This window comes from Nitrospira sp. (assembly GCA_029194665.1).
Classification (GTDB): Bacteria; Nitrospirota; Nitrospiria; order Nitrospirales; family Nitrospiraceae; genus Nitrospira_D.
In genome coordinates, this window is sequence record JARFXO010000004.1 from 512282 (window position 1) to 529163 (window position 16882).

The 16882-nt window shown below is 56.7% G+C and carries 22 protein-coding genes; 13 read left to right on the forward strand and 9 right to left on the reverse strand.

The window, feature by feature from the left end:
* The first annotated feature begins 16 nt into the window (after nucleotides 1-16).
* From trpD to P0119_15875, 7 genes are all read left to right on the forward strand, one after another.
* On the forward strand, nucleotides 17-1030 hold the full coding sequence (trpD, locus tag P0119_15845) for an anthranilate phosphoribosyltransferase (protein ID MDF0667527.1): 1014 nt from the start codon (nucleotides 17-19) through the stop codon (nucleotides 1028-1030).
* Nucleotides 1031-1036: 6 nt separating this feature from the next.
* Complete coding sequence (gene trpC / locus P0119_15850; protein MDF0667528.1) at nucleotides 1037-1864, forward strand: indole-3-glycerol phosphate synthase TrpC; 828 nt, start codon at nucleotides 1037-1039, stop codon at nucleotides 1862-1864.
* A 10-nt stretch (nucleotides 1865-1874) separates the two neighbouring features.
* Nucleotides 1875-2501 carry a phosphoribosylanthranilate isomerase gene (locus P0119_15855; protein MDF0667529.1) on the forward strand — a complete coding sequence of 209 codons (627 nt, stop codon included), beginning with the start codon at nucleotides 1875-1877 and terminating at the stop codon, nucleotides 2499-2501.
* A gap of 47 nt (nucleotides 2502-2548) precedes the next feature.
* Complete coding sequence (gene trpB, locus P0119_15860; GenBank protein ID MDF0667530.1) at nucleotides 2549-3742, forward strand: tryptophan synthase subunit beta; 1194 nt, start codon at nucleotides 2549-2551, stop codon at nucleotides 3740-3742.
* A 17-nt stretch (nucleotides 3743-3759) separates the two neighbouring features.
* Nucleotides 3760-4611: a tryptophan synthase subunit alpha gene (gene trpA / locus P0119_15865; GenBank protein ID MDF0667531.1), complete on the forward strand. Its 852-nt coding sequence runs from the start codon at nucleotides 3760-3762 to the stop codon at nucleotides 4609-4611.
* Between the two features lie 77 nt (nucleotides 4612-4688).
* On the forward strand, nucleotides 4689-5132 hold the full coding sequence (locus P0119_15870; protein MDF0667532.1) for a nucleotidyltransferase domain-containing protein: 444 nt from the start codon (nucleotides 4689-4691) through the stop codon (nucleotides 5130-5132).
* Complete coding sequence (locus P0119_15875) at nucleotides 5129-5545, forward strand: DUF86 domain-containing protein (protein ID MDF0667533.1); 417 nt, start codon at nucleotides 5129-5131, stop codon at nucleotides 5543-5545. Before P0119_15870 ends, P0119_15875 begins: the two co-directional genes overlap by 4 nt.
* A 404-nt stretch (nucleotides 5546-5949) precedes the next feature.
* Here P0119_15875 and P0119_15880 read toward each other — a convergent pair whose 3' ends face one another.
* Nucleotides 5950-6234, reverse strand: a complete 285-nt coding sequence (locus P0119_15880; GenBank protein ID MDF0667534.1) for a hypothetical protein — start codon at nucleotides 6232-6234, stop codon at nucleotides 5950-5952.
* 88 nt (nucleotides 6235-6322) lie between these two features.
* On the opposite strand from P0119_15880, the gene P0119_15885 reads away from it, so the two are divergent.
* The 3 genes from P0119_15885 (at nucleotide 6323) to istB (ending at nucleotide 9966) form a co-directional block, all read left to right on the forward strand.
* Nucleotides 6323-7618 carry a hypothetical protein gene (locus tag P0119_15885; protein ID MDF0667535.1) on the forward strand — a complete coding sequence of 432 codons (1296 nt, stop codon included), beginning with the start codon at nucleotides 6323-6325 and terminating at the stop codon, nucleotides 7616-7618.
* Nucleotides 7619-7918: 300 nt separating this feature from the next.
* A complete protein-coding gene (istA, locus tag P0119_15890) occupies nucleotides 7919-9187 on the forward strand; it encodes an IS21 family transposase (GenBank protein MDF0667536.1) in 1269 nt (422 codons plus the stop codon).
* The gene (istB, locus tag P0119_15895; GenBank protein MDF0667537.1) at nucleotides 9184-9966 is read left to right on the forward strand and encodes an IS21-like element helper ATPase IstB; all 783 of its coding nucleotides are present in this window, start codon (nucleotides 9184-9186) and stop codon (nucleotides 9964-9966) included. The genes istA and istB overlap by 4 nt, the downstream gene beginning before the upstream one ends.
* 135 nt (nucleotides 9967-10101) lie before the next feature.
* Here the strand turns inward: istB and P0119_15900 are convergent, their stop codons facing one another.
* From P0119_15900 to P0119_15920, 5 genes are all read right to left on the reverse strand, one after another.
* On the reverse strand, nucleotides 10102-10461 hold the full coding sequence (locus P0119_15900; GenBank protein MDF0667538.1) for a hypothetical protein: 360 nt from the start codon (nucleotides 10459-10461) through the stop codon (nucleotides 10102-10104).
* A 1259-nt stretch (nucleotides 10462-11720) separates the two neighbouring features.
* Nucleotides 11721-12155 (reverse strand): PIN domain-containing protein, encoded by a 435-nt coding sequence (locus P0119_15905; GenBank protein ID MDF0667539.1) that lies wholly within the window; start codon nucleotides 12153-12155, stop codon nucleotides 11721-11723.
* Nucleotides 12112-12375, reverse strand: coding sequence for a hypothetical protein (locus tag P0119_15910; GenBank protein ID MDF0667540.1), 264 nt, complete (start codon nucleotides 12373-12375; stop codon nucleotides 12112-12114). Before P0119_15910 ends, P0119_15905 begins: the two co-directional genes overlap by 44 nt.
* Nucleotides 12376-12545: 170 nt before the next feature.
* Nucleotides 12546-12833, reverse strand: a complete 288-nt coding sequence (locus P0119_15915; protein MDF0667541.1) for a hypothetical protein — start codon at nucleotides 12831-12833, stop codon at nucleotides 12546-12548.
* A complete protein-coding gene (locus P0119_15920; GenBank protein ID MDF0667542.1) occupies nucleotides 12814-13020 on the reverse strand; it encodes a hypothetical protein in 207 nt (68 codons plus the stop codon). The genes P0119_15915 and P0119_15920 overlap by 20 nt, the downstream gene beginning before the upstream one ends.
* Before the next feature lie 136 nt (nucleotides 13021-13156).
* On the opposite strand from P0119_15920, the gene P0119_15925 reads away from it, so the two are divergent.
* The 3 genes from P0119_15925 (at nucleotide 13157) to P0119_15935 (ending at nucleotide 14391) form a co-directional block, all read left to right on the forward strand.
* Nucleotides 13157-13348, forward strand: a complete 192-nt coding sequence (locus P0119_15925; protein ID MDF0667543.1) for a hypothetical protein — start codon at nucleotides 13157-13159, stop codon at nucleotides 13346-13348.
* Between the two features lie 218 nt (nucleotides 13349-13566).
* On the forward strand, nucleotides 13567-13863 hold the full coding sequence (locus P0119_15930; GenBank protein ID MDF0667544.1) for a hypothetical protein: 297 nt from the start codon (nucleotides 13567-13569) through the stop codon (nucleotides 13861-13863).
* 108 nt (nucleotides 13864-13971) lie between these two features.
* Nucleotides 13972-14391, forward strand: a complete 420-nt coding sequence (locus P0119_15935; protein ID MDF0667545.1) for a DUF4282 domain-containing protein — start codon at nucleotides 13972-13974, stop codon at nucleotides 14389-14391.
* An 88-nt stretch (nucleotides 14392-14479) separates the two neighbouring features.
* Here P0119_15935 and P0119_15940 read toward each other — a convergent pair whose 3' ends face one another.
* From P0119_15940 to P0119_15950, 3 genes are all read right to left on the reverse strand, one after another.
* Nucleotides 14480-15049, reverse strand: coding sequence for a hypothetical protein (locus P0119_15940; protein ID MDF0667546.1), 570 nt, complete (start codon nucleotides 15047-15049; stop codon nucleotides 14480-14482).
* Between the two features lie 51 nt (nucleotides 15050-15100).
* The gene (traF, locus tag P0119_15945; GenBank protein MDF0667547.1) at nucleotides 15101-16243 is read right to left on the reverse strand and encodes a conjugal transfer protein TraF; all 1143 of its coding nucleotides are present in this window, start codon (nucleotides 16241-16243) and stop codon (nucleotides 15101-15103) included.
* A 159-nt stretch (nucleotides 16244-16402) separates the two neighbouring features.
* The coding region (locus P0119_15950) for an ABC transporter ATP-binding protein (GenBank protein ID MDF0667548.1) at nucleotides 16403-16882 on the reverse strand (480 nt) is incomplete at its 5' end.

The window sequence follows — 16882 nt, forward strand, 5'->3', positions numbered from 1 at the left end:
CCTCATCTGTATGACCATGATCAAAGACGCGCTTGCCAAATTGGCCGACCGAACCGACCTTTCCACGCAAGAGGCCGAGACGGTCATGCTGGAGATCATGGACGGAGCTGCAACCTCGGCTCAGATGGCCGCCTATCTCATGGGACTCAGGCAAAAAGGTGAAACAGTCGCTGAAATCGTCGGTTCGGTTACTGCTATGCGATCGCGAGCGACCAGAATCATGGTCGGGTCGCGGATCGTTGTCGATACCTGCGGAACTGGTGGGGATGGGGCCGAGACGTTCAATATCTCCACGACCGCGGCATTCGTGGTCGCAGGGGCCGGCATTGTCGTGGCTAAGCACGGGAATCGTTCCGTTTCGTCTCGATCCGGTAGCGCGGATGTTCTGAACATGCTCGGTGTGAAGATCGACCTCGATCCGGGCCGCGTGGCAGATTGTATCGACGAAGTCGGTATCGGGTTTTTGTTTGCGCCGCTCTATCACGGTGCTATGAAACAGTGTGCCGGTGTCCGACATGAGATGGGAATCAGGACCATTCTGAACGTGCTTGGCCCACTGGCGAATCCGGCAGGCGCCACGCATCAAGTGCTGGGAGTCTATGATGCGAAGTGGACGGATATCCTCGGGCGGGTTCTCTTGGAACTCGGATCGCAACATTGCTTCGTGATTCATGGTTTGGATGGTTTGGACGAGATCACCTTGTCTGACCGGACGAAAGTATCCGAAGGGAAAGGTGGGGTGGTGTCGAGCTATTTTGTTTCGCCGGAGGAGTTCGAGATCCGGCGTACGGCGCGAAAGGAAATCGTCGGCGGCTCGCCGGAGGAAAATGCACGGATGACGAAGGAAGTTCTCCAGGGCCGGAAGGGTCCGAGACGGGACATCGTCTGTTTGAACGCCGCGCCTGCGATGGTCGTCGGCCAAAAAGCGAAAACACTCAAAGACGGATTCCGTCTTGCGCAACAAGCGATCGACTCGGGCGCTGCCGCAGAGAAGCTGGATCGGCTCGTTGCCTTTACCAAGAGAGCATGAGTGACCATGATTCTCGATCGTATCCTTGAGCATAAGCGAGCTGAACTCAGACACAAACAGAGCCGTTCCTATCTGTCCGACCTCAAGGCGGCGATCCGGGATGCCCCGCCGGCTCTTGGGTTTGCCGTCACTCTGGATGCGACAAAGCCCCCCACCAGTCCGGCCTTGATCGCGGAAATCAAGAAAGCGTCGCCGAGCCTGGGACTTTTGCGGGAAGAATTTTCTGAACAGTTCGATTATCTGGGGCTTGCCCGTACATACCATGAGCAGGGCGCATCGGCAGTTTCTGTCTTGACCGACAAGGAATTTTTCCAGGGAGACCTTCGGTATCTTGAAGAGATCAAGCGCGCGCTCCCGCTCCCGGCGCTCAATAAGGAATTCATGGTCGGTGACGTGCAGTTCTATGAAGCGCGGGCCCACGGTGCCGATGCCGTGTTACTGATCGTGGCGGCGCTGGAAAGGAGACAACTCATGGACTTCCACGCGTTGGCTTCTGAACTTGGGATGGACAGCCTGTTTGAAACTCATCACGAGAGAGAGTTGGATAGGGTCCTGGAGTGGATTCCCACCGCGAGGATGATTGGGATCAACAATCGGGATCTGAACACGTTCACGACCGACCTCAATGTGACCTTCCGGTTGGCGAAGAGAATTCCTTCCGACAAACTGATCATTAGCGAGAGCGGAATTCACGATCGCGATGCCGTGACAAAACTGACGGAGGCCGGTGTGCACGCCATGTTGATCGGAGAGTCGCTCATTCGTGCCGAACACACGACGGACAAAATCCGAGAGTTACTCGGCCTCGCTGTGGGCGGGGAGAGGGGCGCCTGAATCGTTCGGCATGAAGATCAAGATCTGCGGCATTACTAATGGAGAAGACGCGAACGTTGCGATACGGGCCGGCGCGGATGCCTTGGGATTTGTCATGTATGGCAAGAGCCCCCGTTTTGTCGAACCAGCGGCGGCGAGAGCCATTGTGGCGAGCCTTCCTCCGTTTGTGCTGCCGGTCGGCGTGTTCGTCAATGAAGAGGCCGAGAGGGTTCGAGCGCTCATGGATGAATGTGGCTTTGCTTTGGCCCAACTCCATGGAGACGAATCAGCTCTGTATTGTCAGAACCTGGGCCGTCCGGTGCTGAAGGCCTTTCGGCTTAAGGATAGTGGTACATTGCTCGCCTTGGCAGAATTCCAAGGGCGCGCGAACGTGCGCGGAGTCGTCATCGATGCCTTTTCAGACCAGGCATATGGAGGCACGGGGCAAACGGTCGATTGGACGTTAGCTCAGGAAGCGGCAAGGTCTATCCCGGTCATTTTGGCTGGTGGTTTGACCCCCCAAAACGTGGCTGGAGCGATCCAGATGGTGCGCCCCTATGGGGTAGATGTCAGCAGCGGAGTGGAACAGAGTCCGGGCAAGAAGGATCACCATAAGCTTAAGGCGTTTATTGAAGCGGCCAGACTTGTGTCCGTCTGATCGCCATCGCTATACTCACGACGATCCGTTGAGGAGAGGTTGATTAGATGCCGATGCTTCCAGACAGCCATGGCCGATTCGGGTCCTACGGTGGCCGGTACGTGCCCGAAACCCTCATGCCGGCGCTCTTGGAGTTGGAAGAAGAGTATGCCAAGGCAAAAAAAGACCGCCGATTTCAAACAGACCTTGCCTACTACCTCAAACAATATGTAGGACGGCCCACGAGTCTCTATCGTGCCGATCGGCTGACCAAGAAATTTGGTGGCGCCAAGATTTATCTGAAGCGGGAAGATCTCTGCCATACCGGCGCGCACAAGATCAACAATGCAATCGGCCAAGTCCTCTTGGCCTTGCGCATGAAGAAACGGCGAATCATCGCCGAAACGGGGGCCGGGCAGCACGGTGTGGCGACTGCAACGGCGGCTGCCATGTTCGGTTTGCAATGCGAGATCTACATGGGTACGGAAGATATGCAGCGGCAGGCGCTGAACGTCTTCCGCATGCGTCTGCTGGGAGCAACGGTGACCGGCGTTGACGCCGGTAGTCGTACCCTCAAGGATGCCATCAGCGAGGCCATGCGAGATTGGACGACCAATGTGCAAACCACGCACTATGTGTTGGGGTCGGTCCTGGGGGCCCATCCTTATCCCATGATGATCCGCGATTTTCAGGCGATCATCGGGCGGGAAGCGCGAAAGCAGATTCTTTCTGTCGAAAAGCGATTGCCGGATTATCTCGTGGCCTGTGTGGGGGGAGGAAGTAACTCGATCGGTCTTTTCCATGCGTTCCTCCGCGACCCCAAGGTCAAGATGATCGGTGTGGAAGCGGGAGGGCTTGGGATCGAGAGTGGAAAACATGCAGCCCGGTTCTCAGGCGGAAAGCGAGGGGTCTTGCAAGGCACCATGACCTACCTGCTTCAGGACGAAAATGGACAGATCAATTTGACTCATTCGGTGTCGGCTGGTCTGGATTATGCGGCCGTCGGGCCGGAGCATAGCCTCTACCATGATCAGGGTCGCATCGAATATACCTATGCGACGGACGCCGAGGCGCTGACGGCTTTTGATCTTCTAGCACGTGAAGAAGGCATCGTTCCGGCACTCGAGAGCGCCCATGCCATCGCAGAGGTCGTCAAGTTGGCTCCCAAGCTCAAGAAGTCGCAGCTCATTATCGCCAACCTTTCGGGTCGCGGCGACAAGGACGTACAGCAAGTTGCACGCATGCGAGGCGTGACTCTGTAAGTGATCGGTGAAGAGTGATGCGTGATCGGCGAAAAGCATTGAACGGACGACAGAGGGTGGGTTTGGTTCACAATCGGCTCGACGCGACATTTCAACGACTGAAGGCCGACAACAAGAAAGCCTTGATTGCCTACCTGATGGCGGGAGATCCTGGGCTGGCTGAAACCGAACAGCTGGTCTTGGCGTTGGAACAGGCGGGCGCCGATATCATTGAGCTGGGCGTGCCATTTTCGGATCCGATCGCGGACGGTCCGGTGATTCAGCAGGCTGCGGAGCGTGCGTTGCGGAACGGCACGTCTCTCCGGAAAATCCTGGCTTCCGTCACATCGCTGAGGCAACGGACGAATATTCCGATCATCCTTATGCTGTACTACAATTCTATTCATGCTATGGGCTGTGAAGAATTTTGCAGCGCTGCGAAAGCAGCGGGAGTAGATGGCCTGATCGTGCCTGACATGCCGCCGGATGAGGCGGGACCGCTCAAGGTTCCGGCTGATGCAGCCGGACTCTCGCTGATCTTCTTGCTCGCGCCGACCAGCACGACTGATCGGCGAAAACTTGTGGCGAAAGAGTCACACGGATTTGTCTACTATGTCTCACTGACGGGCATTACTGGAGCGAAGATCAACAATGTTGGGGACATACAGAACAATATCGGTAAGCTGCGAAAGGTTTCCGCGGCCCCCGTTGCCGTTGGCTTTGGCGTGGCCACGCCCGAGGATGCCGCGCAGGTGTCGAAGATGGCGGACGGAGTGATCGTCGGCAGCGCCATCGTGAAATGTATTGCGTCCCATCAACAAGATCCCGGGATGGTCGGGCACGTCGCCAAGTTCGTCCGATCACTCAAAGCGGCAATGGCACCAGCCTAGCTAATTATTCTGGGATAGACTCTTCGTTTCTTGTCCTCGTCATAGTGACGGTGTAAGATGGCACCGATAAAATGTGCATGCCTGGTGTAGTCCGTGACACCATGAAGACAACCCTCCATACCATTCGTCCAGAGCAGCGAGAGGATGTGCTGGTGAAGATCCGTTTTGAATTGGAGCGGGTGTCTGGGCTTCGCTTTGCCTATGTGTATGGGTCGATACTTGAGTCCGACAGGGTTCATGATGTGGACGTCGGCATTTTTCTTGATGATGCGGCGGCCGAACAGCAGGCAGCTGTCGTGGATGCTCTCGCTATGCAACTCACCGCCGCGGTGGGATTACCGGTTGATGTGCGGGTGCTCAATGAGGCGCCGCTGTCGTTTCTCTACCATGTGTTGAGGGGACGGCTTCTACTGTGTCGAGATGAGACCTTCTTGACTGATATGCTGGAAGATGTCGCCCGCTGCTACCTCGACCTTGCTCCGTTCCTCCGCAACGCTACGAAGGATGCCTTCGCCGCATGACCCTGAATCCGGACCTCATCCGGGCACGGTGCGCTGAAATCGACACATCGCTGAGCCGGCTTGAAGAGATCGGCCGCCTGTCGCGCGAGACATTCCTCTCCAACCAAGACACCCGTGATGTGGCCTGTTATCGACTCCTGCTTGCGATTGAGGCGGCACTGGCACTCTGCTTCCATGTGTCTGCGAAGCGATTGCATCAGGTACCGGAAGAATACGCAGGTTGCTTCGCCGCGCTGGAACGGGCAGGACTGATTCCCGCGGATCTTTCTGGTCGCCTGCAGCAGATGGCGCGGTTCCGCAACCTGCTCGTCCATGTGTATTGGAAGATCGACTACGGGCAGGTGTATGAGGTGATCACGACTCGACTCGGAGATTTACGGGCGTTCCGCACGGCCATGGCCGGCCTGATTTAGTTTCCGGAATCTGTTGAGGTCTGGGCAAGGCCTCTACAGAAATATTGCGCCGCGTGTGAGGGGTTCACGAGTTCTCAGATGAGGGTTGACGCACAAAACAAGATCTGACCCCAAAAGACACCAAAAATGGACCCTCTTTCGTCCCATCGGGACGGGAACCACCGGTCAGCGCCCTAGGGTCATGGCCGGCTAGCCTGCGCGCTCAGCCAGGTCCGAGTGTCTGATTGCGCGACCGGTGTCCCATTTCATCTCATCCTGGGCCGTGAGCCCGCATAGGTGACTGACTCGTCGTCCACTGAGACGCATGGGGATATCCGGATCGCAACCGGTCGGGCGTGCCCCTTGACAGCCGTTTTCATAGGTGGCCCTCAGTAGTGATGAATGTGCTGAGTGTAAGCCTTGACCTATTCAGTCCGTACCTGGCCGGGTGAGACTCCGCTCGTGACGAGCTTCGCCTCGTAAGCGATTCGGTCCTTGTGGTAGTTGAAGCCGTGCGCTAGCCATTTGGCGATGACGCTAATGCCGACAGCCCAGAAGAAGTTCGACCACTTGCCATCGAAAGCAAACACTGCGATCAAGAAGTAGATGCTAGCGATCCAACCGAGGATCCATATCCAACCCACTATGCCGGCGATCAGCTCAAGAATAACCAGCTTCGTACGCGTTTGCATCCCAGCGTATTGAGTCATCTAAAATCTTACCGGGCCACCGATCGTTGCGTCATTTGTCAATCTTACCCTCCGGGGCCGCATGGTGCGGGCCCAGAGGAGGGGGCCGATGGAGGCAGAGCCGATGGCGCGACGGGCGAAGGGCGAGTATCTGCGAATCATGTGGCAGCGGTATCAACGAGCCAGTCGCTCGGAGCGCTCGGCGTTGCTCGACGAAGTGACGCGCGTGTGTGGGTATCATCGCAAATATGCGATCGGGGTGTTGCGCCAGCAGCGGCCGCCCCAGCCGCCGGTGCGCCGGGCGGGCCGACGGCGACCGACCTATGGCGAGCCAGTGATCCGCCTGCTTGCTGAGATCTGGCAAGCCGCCGGGTATCTCTGTGGCCAACGGTTGCAGGCCGCGATTCCGCACTGGCTGCCCTGGTTGAAACGGCGAACCACAGTCCCCCCGGCGCTGGAAGCCCAGCTTCGGCGAATCAGTGCCCGGCAGATCGACCGACGGCTAGGGGAACGGAAGCGCCGAATCAAGCGGCGGCTGTATGGGACGACGCGGCCAGGGTCCTTGTTGAAGCACCTGATTCCCATCAAAACGGAGCACTGGGACGTCAGCAAGCCGGGCTATCTGGAGATCGATCTGGTCTCGCATTCCGGCGCCTCGGCCGCCGGGGAGTTTCTGCACACGCTGGACGGGGTCGATATTCACACCACGTGGGTGGAGCGGCAGGCGGTGCGGGGCAAGAGTCGGCACGGGGTGGTGCAGGCCCTGACCATCATCGAGTCACAGCTCCCGTTCTCTCTGCGGGGCGTGGATTCCGACAACGGGAGCGAGTTTATCAACGACCATCTGCTGGCCTGGTGTCAGAAGCGGCCCACCGGTCGGCAGGTCCAGTTTACCCGCTCGCGGCCCTACAAGAAGGATGACAACGCGCATGTGGAGCAGAAGAACTGGACGCATGTGCGTAAGTTGGTCGGCTGGGAGCGGTACGAGAGTCGGGAAGCCTTGGCGGCGCTGAACGCCCTGTATGCGGACTTGCGGCTCTTTCAGAACCTCTTTCAGCCCTCCATGAAACTCGTGCGCAAGGAGCGCGTGGGCTCGCGACGGATTCGCCGCTATGATGCCCCACAGACGCCGTTCGAGCGGGTACGAGTGTGTCCAGCGGCAGATCCGGCGAAGGTCGCGGCCCTGCAGCGCGTGCTGGAGACCACGGATCCCTTCATCCTCTCCCAGCGCATTGATCAGCGCCTGGAACAGCTCTGGGCACTCGCCACACGGGCCAGTCGCACGCCGCGCGAGCCAGCGCCCCGGCCGCCGCAGCCTCGGGCGAGTACGCCGTGGCGTGGCTGGACCTTCAGCCCCAATGTCCCGCGCCAGAACCAGACCCTACGCGGCACAGGACGCTCATAAGTGAGGCTACTCCGGCATGGACGCCAGGGCGATCGTTGATCCTGGGCCACATACAGCGGTCGATTTCCCAGACGGACCGCCCCAAAGATGCTCCTGTGTGCAAGGAGCGATGAGCCGCTCGGTAAGATTCACAAATGACCCAACGATCCCCCGGTAGTGTCAGCGGTCATGCAATAATCCCCAGATGTGGTCAATGAATTCTCCCCACCCTCTCACCGAAGGAGGGATGTGATGGAACTTGACGATAGCAAGGAGACAACGATCATACCGTCCCAGGTAGACCACACTCGGGAGGTATGTATGGTGGATCAAGAGCGGTGGGCGGAGATTCGACGGTTGCGTCATGAAGAGCGGGGATCCATTTCAGGGATTGCGCGGCGGTTGGACCTGGATCGGAAGACCGTGCGGCGCAGTCTGCAGCAGACGACGTGGCAACCCTATCGCCGAGCGGCGATGACGGAGACGCTGCTGACCGCCCATGCCGACTTTGTGCGGACCCGTGCGTCGCAGGTTAATTATTCGGCGCGGATTCTCTATCAGGAACTGCGAGCGAGCCACGAGTACATCGGCAGTTATGAGACGGTGAAGCGAGGGGTGGCGCCGCTGCGTGAGGGTCAGCTGCAGGCGGAGCGGGCCCTCCTCCGCTTTGAGACACCGCCGGGCCAGCAGAGTCAGATTGATTGGGGCCAAGCCACCGTGCCCTTCCGCGCCGGCCCGACGGTGGTGCACGTGTTCGTGTTGACGTTGGGGTTCAGCCGACGTGGGTTCTATTACGCCTGTGCCGATGAGCGGCTGGCGCAGTTTCTCGAGGCCCATGAACGGGCTTTTGCGCATTTCGGTGGCCACACGCGAGAGCATCTGTATGACCGACCGCGAACCGTCTGTTATGCGGATGAGACGGGGCGGCGGCTCTGGAATCCCACCTTCAAAGCCTTCGCCGACTATTGGGGCTTTGAGCCGCGCGTGTGTCGGCCCTATCGGGCCCAGACCAAGGGTAAGGTCGAATCCGGCGTGAAATATCTGAAACGGAACTTTCTGCCGGGACGAACGTTTGTCGATCTGGTGGACTTTCAAACCCAACTTGACGAATGGACCGCGACAATTGCCGACCGCCGCATCCATGGCACGACGCATGAGGAGCCACTCGTCCGGTTTGCGCGAGAACGCAACCACCTGGTCCCGCTGGCGGACCAGCGCGCCTTCCAGCAGGAGGCGCGCGTCTCACGGATCGTGGCCGAGGACTATTTGGTCAGCCTGGCGACGAACCGCTACTCCGTGCCCTTCCGGCTCATTGGTCAGCGGGTTGAAGTGCAACGACGGGGGGACACGGTCCACATCTTTCACCGTGACCAAGAGATCGCGACGCACCCGGTGCTCCCGGGCCAGCACCAATTCCGAATCCAGCCCGAGCACGGCCCTGGAGCCAGTGCGCGTCTCGCCCGCCACCGTCGGTCCACGGTGAGCGATCGGTCCCCTCGCCCCGATGCCTTGCCGGAGGTCGAAGTGCGGGATCTGGCCTGGTACGAGGCGGTGTGTGAGCGCACGGCGTCGCAGGAGGGGCGGCCATGAACGCGGCGCAACTGGAACGGCTCCGTGACCAACTCACGCGCCTACGGCTCTTGAAGAGTCGGGAGCGGCTGGAGGCCCTCTTACAAGAAGCGGCCGTCAAGGAGCTGCCCTATGCCGACTTCCTCGACCAGGTGCTCGGCGAAGAAGTCGCGTCCAAGACCGCGAAGAACATTGCGATGCGGACGAGTTTGGCGCGATTTCCATTCGTCAAGAGTCTGGAGGTCTTCGACTTCAGCTACCAGCCTTCGTTGGATAAGAAGCAGATTCAGCAGGTGGCGACCTGCCACTTCATCGAGCACGGCGAGAATGTCGTGATCTTGGGGCCGCCCGGTGTGGGCAAAAGCCACCTGGCCATCGGGCTAGGGCTGCAAGCCATTGCCCAGGGCTATCGGGTGTTGTTCACGACAGCCGCCGCCATGATCGCTACGCTGACTCGGGCGCTCACGGAGAATCGGCTGGAGGACAAGCTGAAGCTCTATACCATTCCCCGGTTGCTGATCATTGATGAGATCGGCTATCTGCCCATTGACCGCACCGGGGCCAACTTGTTCTTTCAGCTCATCTCACGCCGCTATGAGAAGGGGCCGATGATTTTGACCAGTAACCAGAGTTTCGGGGCTTGGGGCGAGGTGTTTGGCGACCGGGTGCTGGCGACTGCGATCCTGGATCGGGTGCTCCACCACGCGATCACCATCAACATCCGGGGCCATTCCTACCGGCTGAAGGAGAAACTCAAAGCCGGACTTGTGCGGGTCGAAGAAGCGTCAACGACAACCTAACGGGGTGGGGAATTTTCGATGACCATAACTGGGGCAATTTGGATGACCCTTGACACCGGTAGGTAAGATTTTTAAATGGCTTGATAGGCCCAGCCCCTCCAAAACTTCATGCTGCTCAATCGCTTGTTGGGCGGCCTATCCGCATGAAAGTAGCTCAGGACTATTGAGAAGTTCGTATGCCATTTGTCGAACTGCGACGAAATGTGCATCGGTGAAGGGTTGCTCATTGGTACTTTCTCTCATTGAGGACATGAAATAGCCAACTGAGCCATGTTGAGCCAGTGCCTCATATTCAGGCGTGAGGGCACTGTCGACGTGAGCTCCACCGTCCTTGTTTGCTGCAGTCAAAACGATCTCCCTTCGACTAAGGCGAGCACCAGAACCAAGTACGTACACAATCATGTCCCACCACTTGCTCGTCGGGACGAAAATCTTCACCGGCCCGTCGAGTAGGGGAGCATAGGTCGCCTTGATCGTGCCTCCGTCGTTCTTCACTTGTTGTACTCCAAGGCCTGTGTATAGGAGTGCATTTGGCGATGCACCATCACACGAGGACAACAAGGAAATGGTCGTCGCATTTAAGTGCTTCAGGACCGATACGGACGACGCAGTATTGTGAATCAAGATGCGAATCGTAGTTGCAATTCGAACCGCCTCGTCAACATAGCCGGCGTCGAACGCAGCGGCAGATCGCTCAAGGAAACCAAGTTGTCTTCGGAGGTGGTCTCGATAGTCCGGTTACATGGCTCTAGGACGCCCGACATTGGAATTCAGCGGATGGCAAAAGCGAAGCTTTTTGGCGGTTCGCTGGGATGACTGGTTGGGCGTCACTGTTTGAAGTAATTGGCATCAGCTCGAAGTGATTGTGGTGTTTCATGGGCAATTGTAAGCATCCGCCTGTATTAAGGTACGGATCCCGTTGCTGGTGCTCTGAGAAACCACGAACGCATTTCCACTCATTTGAGCAACCTGATTGCGGATACTATTCAATGCACCTCTACGATCATCTGGCACATCCCAGCCATTACCCTCCGAAGCGTCAAGAACACCCAAAAACTTACACTTTGTGGCCCAGTCAGGTTGGATTGCGCGAACCATTCGCCCTTCTTGCGTAAGCTGAGCTGCGCAGGCTACCAGAGACAAAGCAAGAAGTAACAAGATAGGCCGGTGCATGAATTGTCCTTCCATTTGAAACACAACTCCACTAAGGTCGATCTGCATATGAGCCGGATTCGCCGGCGTCTGCCCGTCTAACATGCCATCGAATGTCCCGAGTGCAACGTTACTATCGTTGTTGTCTCAATGAGATACGACCCACTAACTATTTTTATCAGAGGTTCTAAGCGTGTGCCAGGATTAGTTGAAAATTGATGAAGCGGCTGCCTTTGCGGTGCTGTCTCCCGCTCCACGATTTCTTTGGACACCAAAACAGAAATAGACCATAAAAAGGTACCGGGAGTCATTTATGAAAAGTTTACAGTTGTAGCGGAGCGATTAGAATCAGCGTTTGGCCTGCGGAGGCATGTACGTGATCATCTCGTCAGCGAGTTCTTTTGAGGGCGGTTATCAGGGTCGGTCCTTGACTTTCCACTGGCGAGAGCTCTGATTCTTTTCTCAGTTGTTCCTCATTCTGTGGTTTTCCTTTCGAGATTCCAGGAAGCGAAAACCAATCTCGGCAGTCACGGGGGCAGCCTTTCCCTGTCTATCTTCCCCATTACGTGCTGAGCGTCACCGATAGACCACTATATCTGTCCTCATGCTGACTTTGGGAAGTATATGGCCAACAACTCCGCGGTCGTCACAGTCTCAACACCGGTGATGCCAAAGTCCTTATCATTGGTCCAGAGCGGGCGATTGAGTGCAAGTGCGAGTGCCAAGATCTCCACATCCCCTCGGTCTCGATGAGCGATTTGAATCCGCGCCGTCTTCAGAGAGCGGCGATAGATTTTGGGGGAGCAGATGGTGAGCGGTAACAGGTCCAGTGCATACACAAGAAAGTCCAGGCTCACGCCAAGCTTTTTGGCCATCCTGGGGAGGTATCGCTTTACTTCTTCGATGGCTGTGTCGGCAACGGCAAATTCTGTGATGTCCGATTCAAAGAACAACCGTTTCGCTTTGCCGCCGAGCAGCGCAGAAATGATCGGGTTAGCGTCGACGACGAGCTTTTCTGGCCTTCTCGAAATCGGCAAGGACGGCATCCTCGGTAAATCCACGGTCCTTCATGGCAGATCTAATCTCATCAGTCAGCGTGGTGAAAAGGTCTTTCTTGATTTCGAGCGGTAGGCTCTCGCCGACCGCGGGCAGGAAGAATCCGACGACTTTCCCACGTCGTGTGACCATGATCGGTTCTTCCTGTTTGAGGAAGCTGGTTGCGCGATCACGAAACTGTCTGACGGTTGCGGTTCTCATGTGGTCACCAAGGTGGACACATTATGACATGCTCGATAATGCGTCGGCAAGCGGACGCTAGGGATGTGTCAATAGATCATCTATCGAGTTGGTCTAGTTTTGTACCTTACCATATTGCCAGAAACCAGTTACACACAGCGCTAGTAAGGCCATTAACACTTCAACTTGACTTAACGCAGAAAGAAATCAACCCGAATGCCCGTCGTGTGATCGCGGCAGGGCAACACCATGGTTTGCTTGGTGAAGGTTGCAGGATCGACCAATGGTGTAAGCGTGAGCTGAGCGGAGAGCGTGAGGAGATCCGAGACACGATCCACGTCGATACCAAGCGTGATGTTGATGTCTCCTGTCAGGCGGGGTTCGCCGTATAACAAGACGGCCTGGCCACCGATAATCATGTAGGGAATCTCGGCAAGGTCGAGCGCCGTCGCCAATCGCTCAAGGAGTTGTGTGAACATTGATGGCTTTGGCCAGGCGCACATCCGTGTCGATTCCGTCAAGTGGATCCACCGCAGGCCATGCTCCCAACTGCCGAGCCTCCTCACAGAGCGCTTCAACAATTTCGACATTGCGGGTATAGCTGAAGGGAGTCCGTCGAATCAAGACTCGTTCGAAGGCTTGAACCAATTCGGGGCGCTGTATCACGTGTCGAATGCCCTTTCAGTGAGGCGGTCCGGTTCTGATTATATGCAGAATCCTTGGAATTCGATAGAGGAGAAGAAAAGGGGACATCTTATTTTCCTGTGGATGCCGCTAACCGTGTTCGCAGAACTATACCGCCGTGATTAAAGAAGAGGTCGGATGGTGGATAGGCTGGATTGAGGAAGTACCGGGTGTGAACTGGCAGGAACGTAGCCGTGAGGAGTTAGTTGAGACGCTCCGAGTCCCGCTACAGGAAGCTTTGGAACTCAATCGTCAGGAAGCGTCAGGAGCTGCCGGCGGAAATTGTGAGGAAGCCTCCATCGCAGTCTGAAAGGGGAGGCGTTGCTTCAGCATCGAAGGCAGCATGGGTGCGAGTTGTTGCGTGAAGGAGCAAAGCACTCCTGGTGGCATCATCCTTCTCTGAATACCCGTTCAGCGGTCCCTCGCCACACTGAAATTACTAATCATCTGGCAGGCAAGATCTGCAAGGATCGAAAGATACCTAAGCTCTGACCCTTCGAGAAGACATGGAAGACATGTGGGTAGGTCTTGGTGCGCCAGGAAAGCCAAGGACAAGTGCTGCTCGGCAGTGAGCGGTTTGTCGAGCGCCTGACGGGTGAGCTCCCGGAGAAGCGGCCTCTGAAAGAGATTCCTCGGCGACAACGGTTTGCGACCCGACCGCCGCTATGCCAGCTCTTCCCCGCCAATTCCTGTACGAACCGTGCGCGACGCAATGAGTTCATTCGTCGTGCACATCTGGAACATGGCTACGGTCTGTCCGAAATCGGTCGAGTCGTGGGCTTGCAATTCAATCATCAGCTGTCTCGTGAATCCCCAGGCTGGTGACGATCCGCAGAATAAGACTTGATCCCATTCCTCATTCTTCAAGATCATATGAGACGCAATGAGCGTCATTGCATCTCTTGTTTGAACCGCTGAGTGAAGGGAGAGGCCATGAAATGTCCGCAATGTTTGACGGAAAATGACGTATCTGCCACAAAGTGCTCGATATGTGAACATGCATTTGCCCCACAGAAGGGTAAGCCTGCGAGGTACGTTAGTTTCTATGCCGAGTATTTTGCTTTTCGTGAATTGGTGACCCCGCAACTCATTAAAGTGGTCTATATCGTGGGAGCCTGCTTCATTACCGCAGCTGGGCTCTTGTCCATTCTATCCCCGGAGACGTTGAATGAGTATGAGGCCGGTCCGATTCTCACTCGCCTCGGAGGGATCTTCGTCCTACTGGTGGGGAATCTGGTGTGGCGCATGATGTGCGAAGGCGCCATTCTGCTCTTTAGTCTCCATGAGCTGCTTGTCAGCATCGACACTCGGGCGAAGGCCCTCCTGCTGCGGGGTAAAAGCAACCGACAATGAAGTCACTCCTTCTCAATTTCCAAGCGCTGGACTATGTGGTGGCGCGTCGAACGAAAGAGGGTGGGCTGAGAGGATTCCTCGTTGTACGCTAGCGTTTCGCTTGTGGAGGCATGTATTTGATCATCTCGTCGGCGAGCTCTTTGGCGATGTCCTTTAAGCTCGGCTTCACGAACATATAGCTGTTCGAACGTTCATGGCGCGCCTTCCAGACCGTCGTGCCGGTTGTGGCATCGATCAACCGTAAGCTCATCCCGACCCGCCCCACGTTGTCTCCTTCCTTTCGCACGTATTCCCACGAATTGACCCGCACCACGAGAAAGGACTCGACGTTGAGCGCCTTCCCGAGCTTGATGGCGGACTCTTTATCGGATTGACCAGTCATCTCCAGACGAGAGAAATAAAACACGAGCGAATCAAATGCCTCCTTCGAGGCCTGAAAGATATCCGTCACGTTCTCGGGCGAGACGACCCGTTCGATAGTCCCCTGTCTATTGAGGGCTCCGGCCAAGACTTCCTGAATGTCTTCCCTGGCGCTGTCGTATTGGCTCGCCATCGGCGGCAATACGGCGATGGACTGCGGTCGAAATACTCTGGCGCCGGGGCCTTCCCAAACCTCCTGCAAACCGCTACAACCTCCGAGCAGTAAAACAAGGGTCATCGCCGAGATTATGTACGCATATGATCGAGACAACATGAGCTCAGTATACCATTAAAAGGTCAATGAAATAGAGGCGGAAACGAGAGCGCCTTTTTCGCGGAAATCATATCCTCCGCCGGCATTTGCACGGAAGGAAAACCACCGCAGTCCTAACCCTGCAGTAGGAACAAAGGGAGTGGACGCATCCTGCATATTCTTAAAAGTACCCACTCTGAAGGAAAGAAATTCAGACAAGATCGTTTGCTCGAGGCCTAAGCTCAGAAGCTGGCTTTTCACCCCGGGGACAAAGGTCTTGTTTGAGGTCGCGTCCACATCGGCCGCCAATGTCAAAGTAGAATAGGGGTTGACGGCAACGCCGGCTCTGACCTGCGGGTCTAATTGGAGTTCTCCTCCGCCGGCGGCATCGAAGGTAGGCTTATTGATATCTTTGGCGACGACGCCAAACCTTATCCACGAGGTCGGACGATAGATGGCTCCTATGTCAATGCCATAGGACAATGAGATGCTCGGTTTGCCGAAGCGATCGGTCGTGCTGACCCCGCTCCCTCCTTGGAGATCGGTCGAACCATTGTAAGCGGCGCCTTGAATGACTTTTGCGGTGATTCCGATTGAAATGGTCTTGTCGAAAAAGGCATAGGCATACGAAAACGCCAGTTGCCTGGCTTCGAGGCCACGTAACGCCATCTGGCCCGCCATGTTGATCGTCGTGCCGGCACCGCCCGGTTGGGACACCTGCACAGGTGTCGAGACGAATCCGCCTCCAGTGGCGACGTCGGACACATTGAATCCGAACGCATGTTCACCAAGGTGTCCTTTGAGATACAGGCCGGCTGACCCGTTCACGGAAACACTGGCGCCTGCTTGGTTGACACGATCGGCGATGGACTGAGCGTTTGACAGATTGGCCGGAGATGTATCGCTGGTATCGAAGTTCTCCATATCATGCAGGGCATCACCCAAGCCAAGTCGATCAAATGCCTGACCTCCACCCTGGGCACGGATATCCACGGTCTGGGTCATGGCCAAGCCGGCTGGGTTCCAATAGGTGGCGAGCGCATTGGTTGTGACGGCGACGCCGGCTCCACCCATGCCCATGGGGCGAGGACCCACGATTACAAATTCCGCCGCTGATACATGAGACGGCAACGCTGAGGCGGCCAGCAACAGGCCTACGCGAAGCGAGCGAGAGGGCATCCTTGCGAGTCTAGAGAAGGGATGGTAGTTCGTCAAGGAAACGCACTCGGCATACACCGCATACGGTGTCATCCTCAGTGGCGGCAACTTGACGCATAGTCAGGAAACACCGGAGTCAAACGAGGGCCAAAGGATACCGCGATCGGAATATCCCATCAATCAGACGATTTGGCCATCCTGCATGTGAATGATACGGTCGGACTGGGCGGAGAGCTTGTCGTTATGCGTGACGATGACAAACGTCGTGCCGCGTGTCTTGTTCAAGGTGCGCATCAATCCGAACAACCCGTCCCCGCTGTGTGTGTCGAGGTTTCCGGTCGGTTCATCGGCCAGGACCAAGTCCGGATTTTGCATCAACGCGCGTGCCATGGCGACCCGCTGCTGTTCGCCGCCTGAGAGTTCTCCTGGCTTGTGAAGCAGGCGATGCCCTAATCCGACCTCCGTGAGAAGAGTCGTGGCGTCGGCCTTGACGGAGGTTGGTTCGCGACGTTGCACGAGGGCCGGCATACAGGCATTTTCCAACGCCGTGAACTCGGCGAGTAGGTGATGGAACTGAAACACGAACCCTATCCGCCGATTCCGGAATTCCGCCTGCTGTGTATCCGTCATCCGAAAGAGGTCGTGCCCATCGAATGTGAC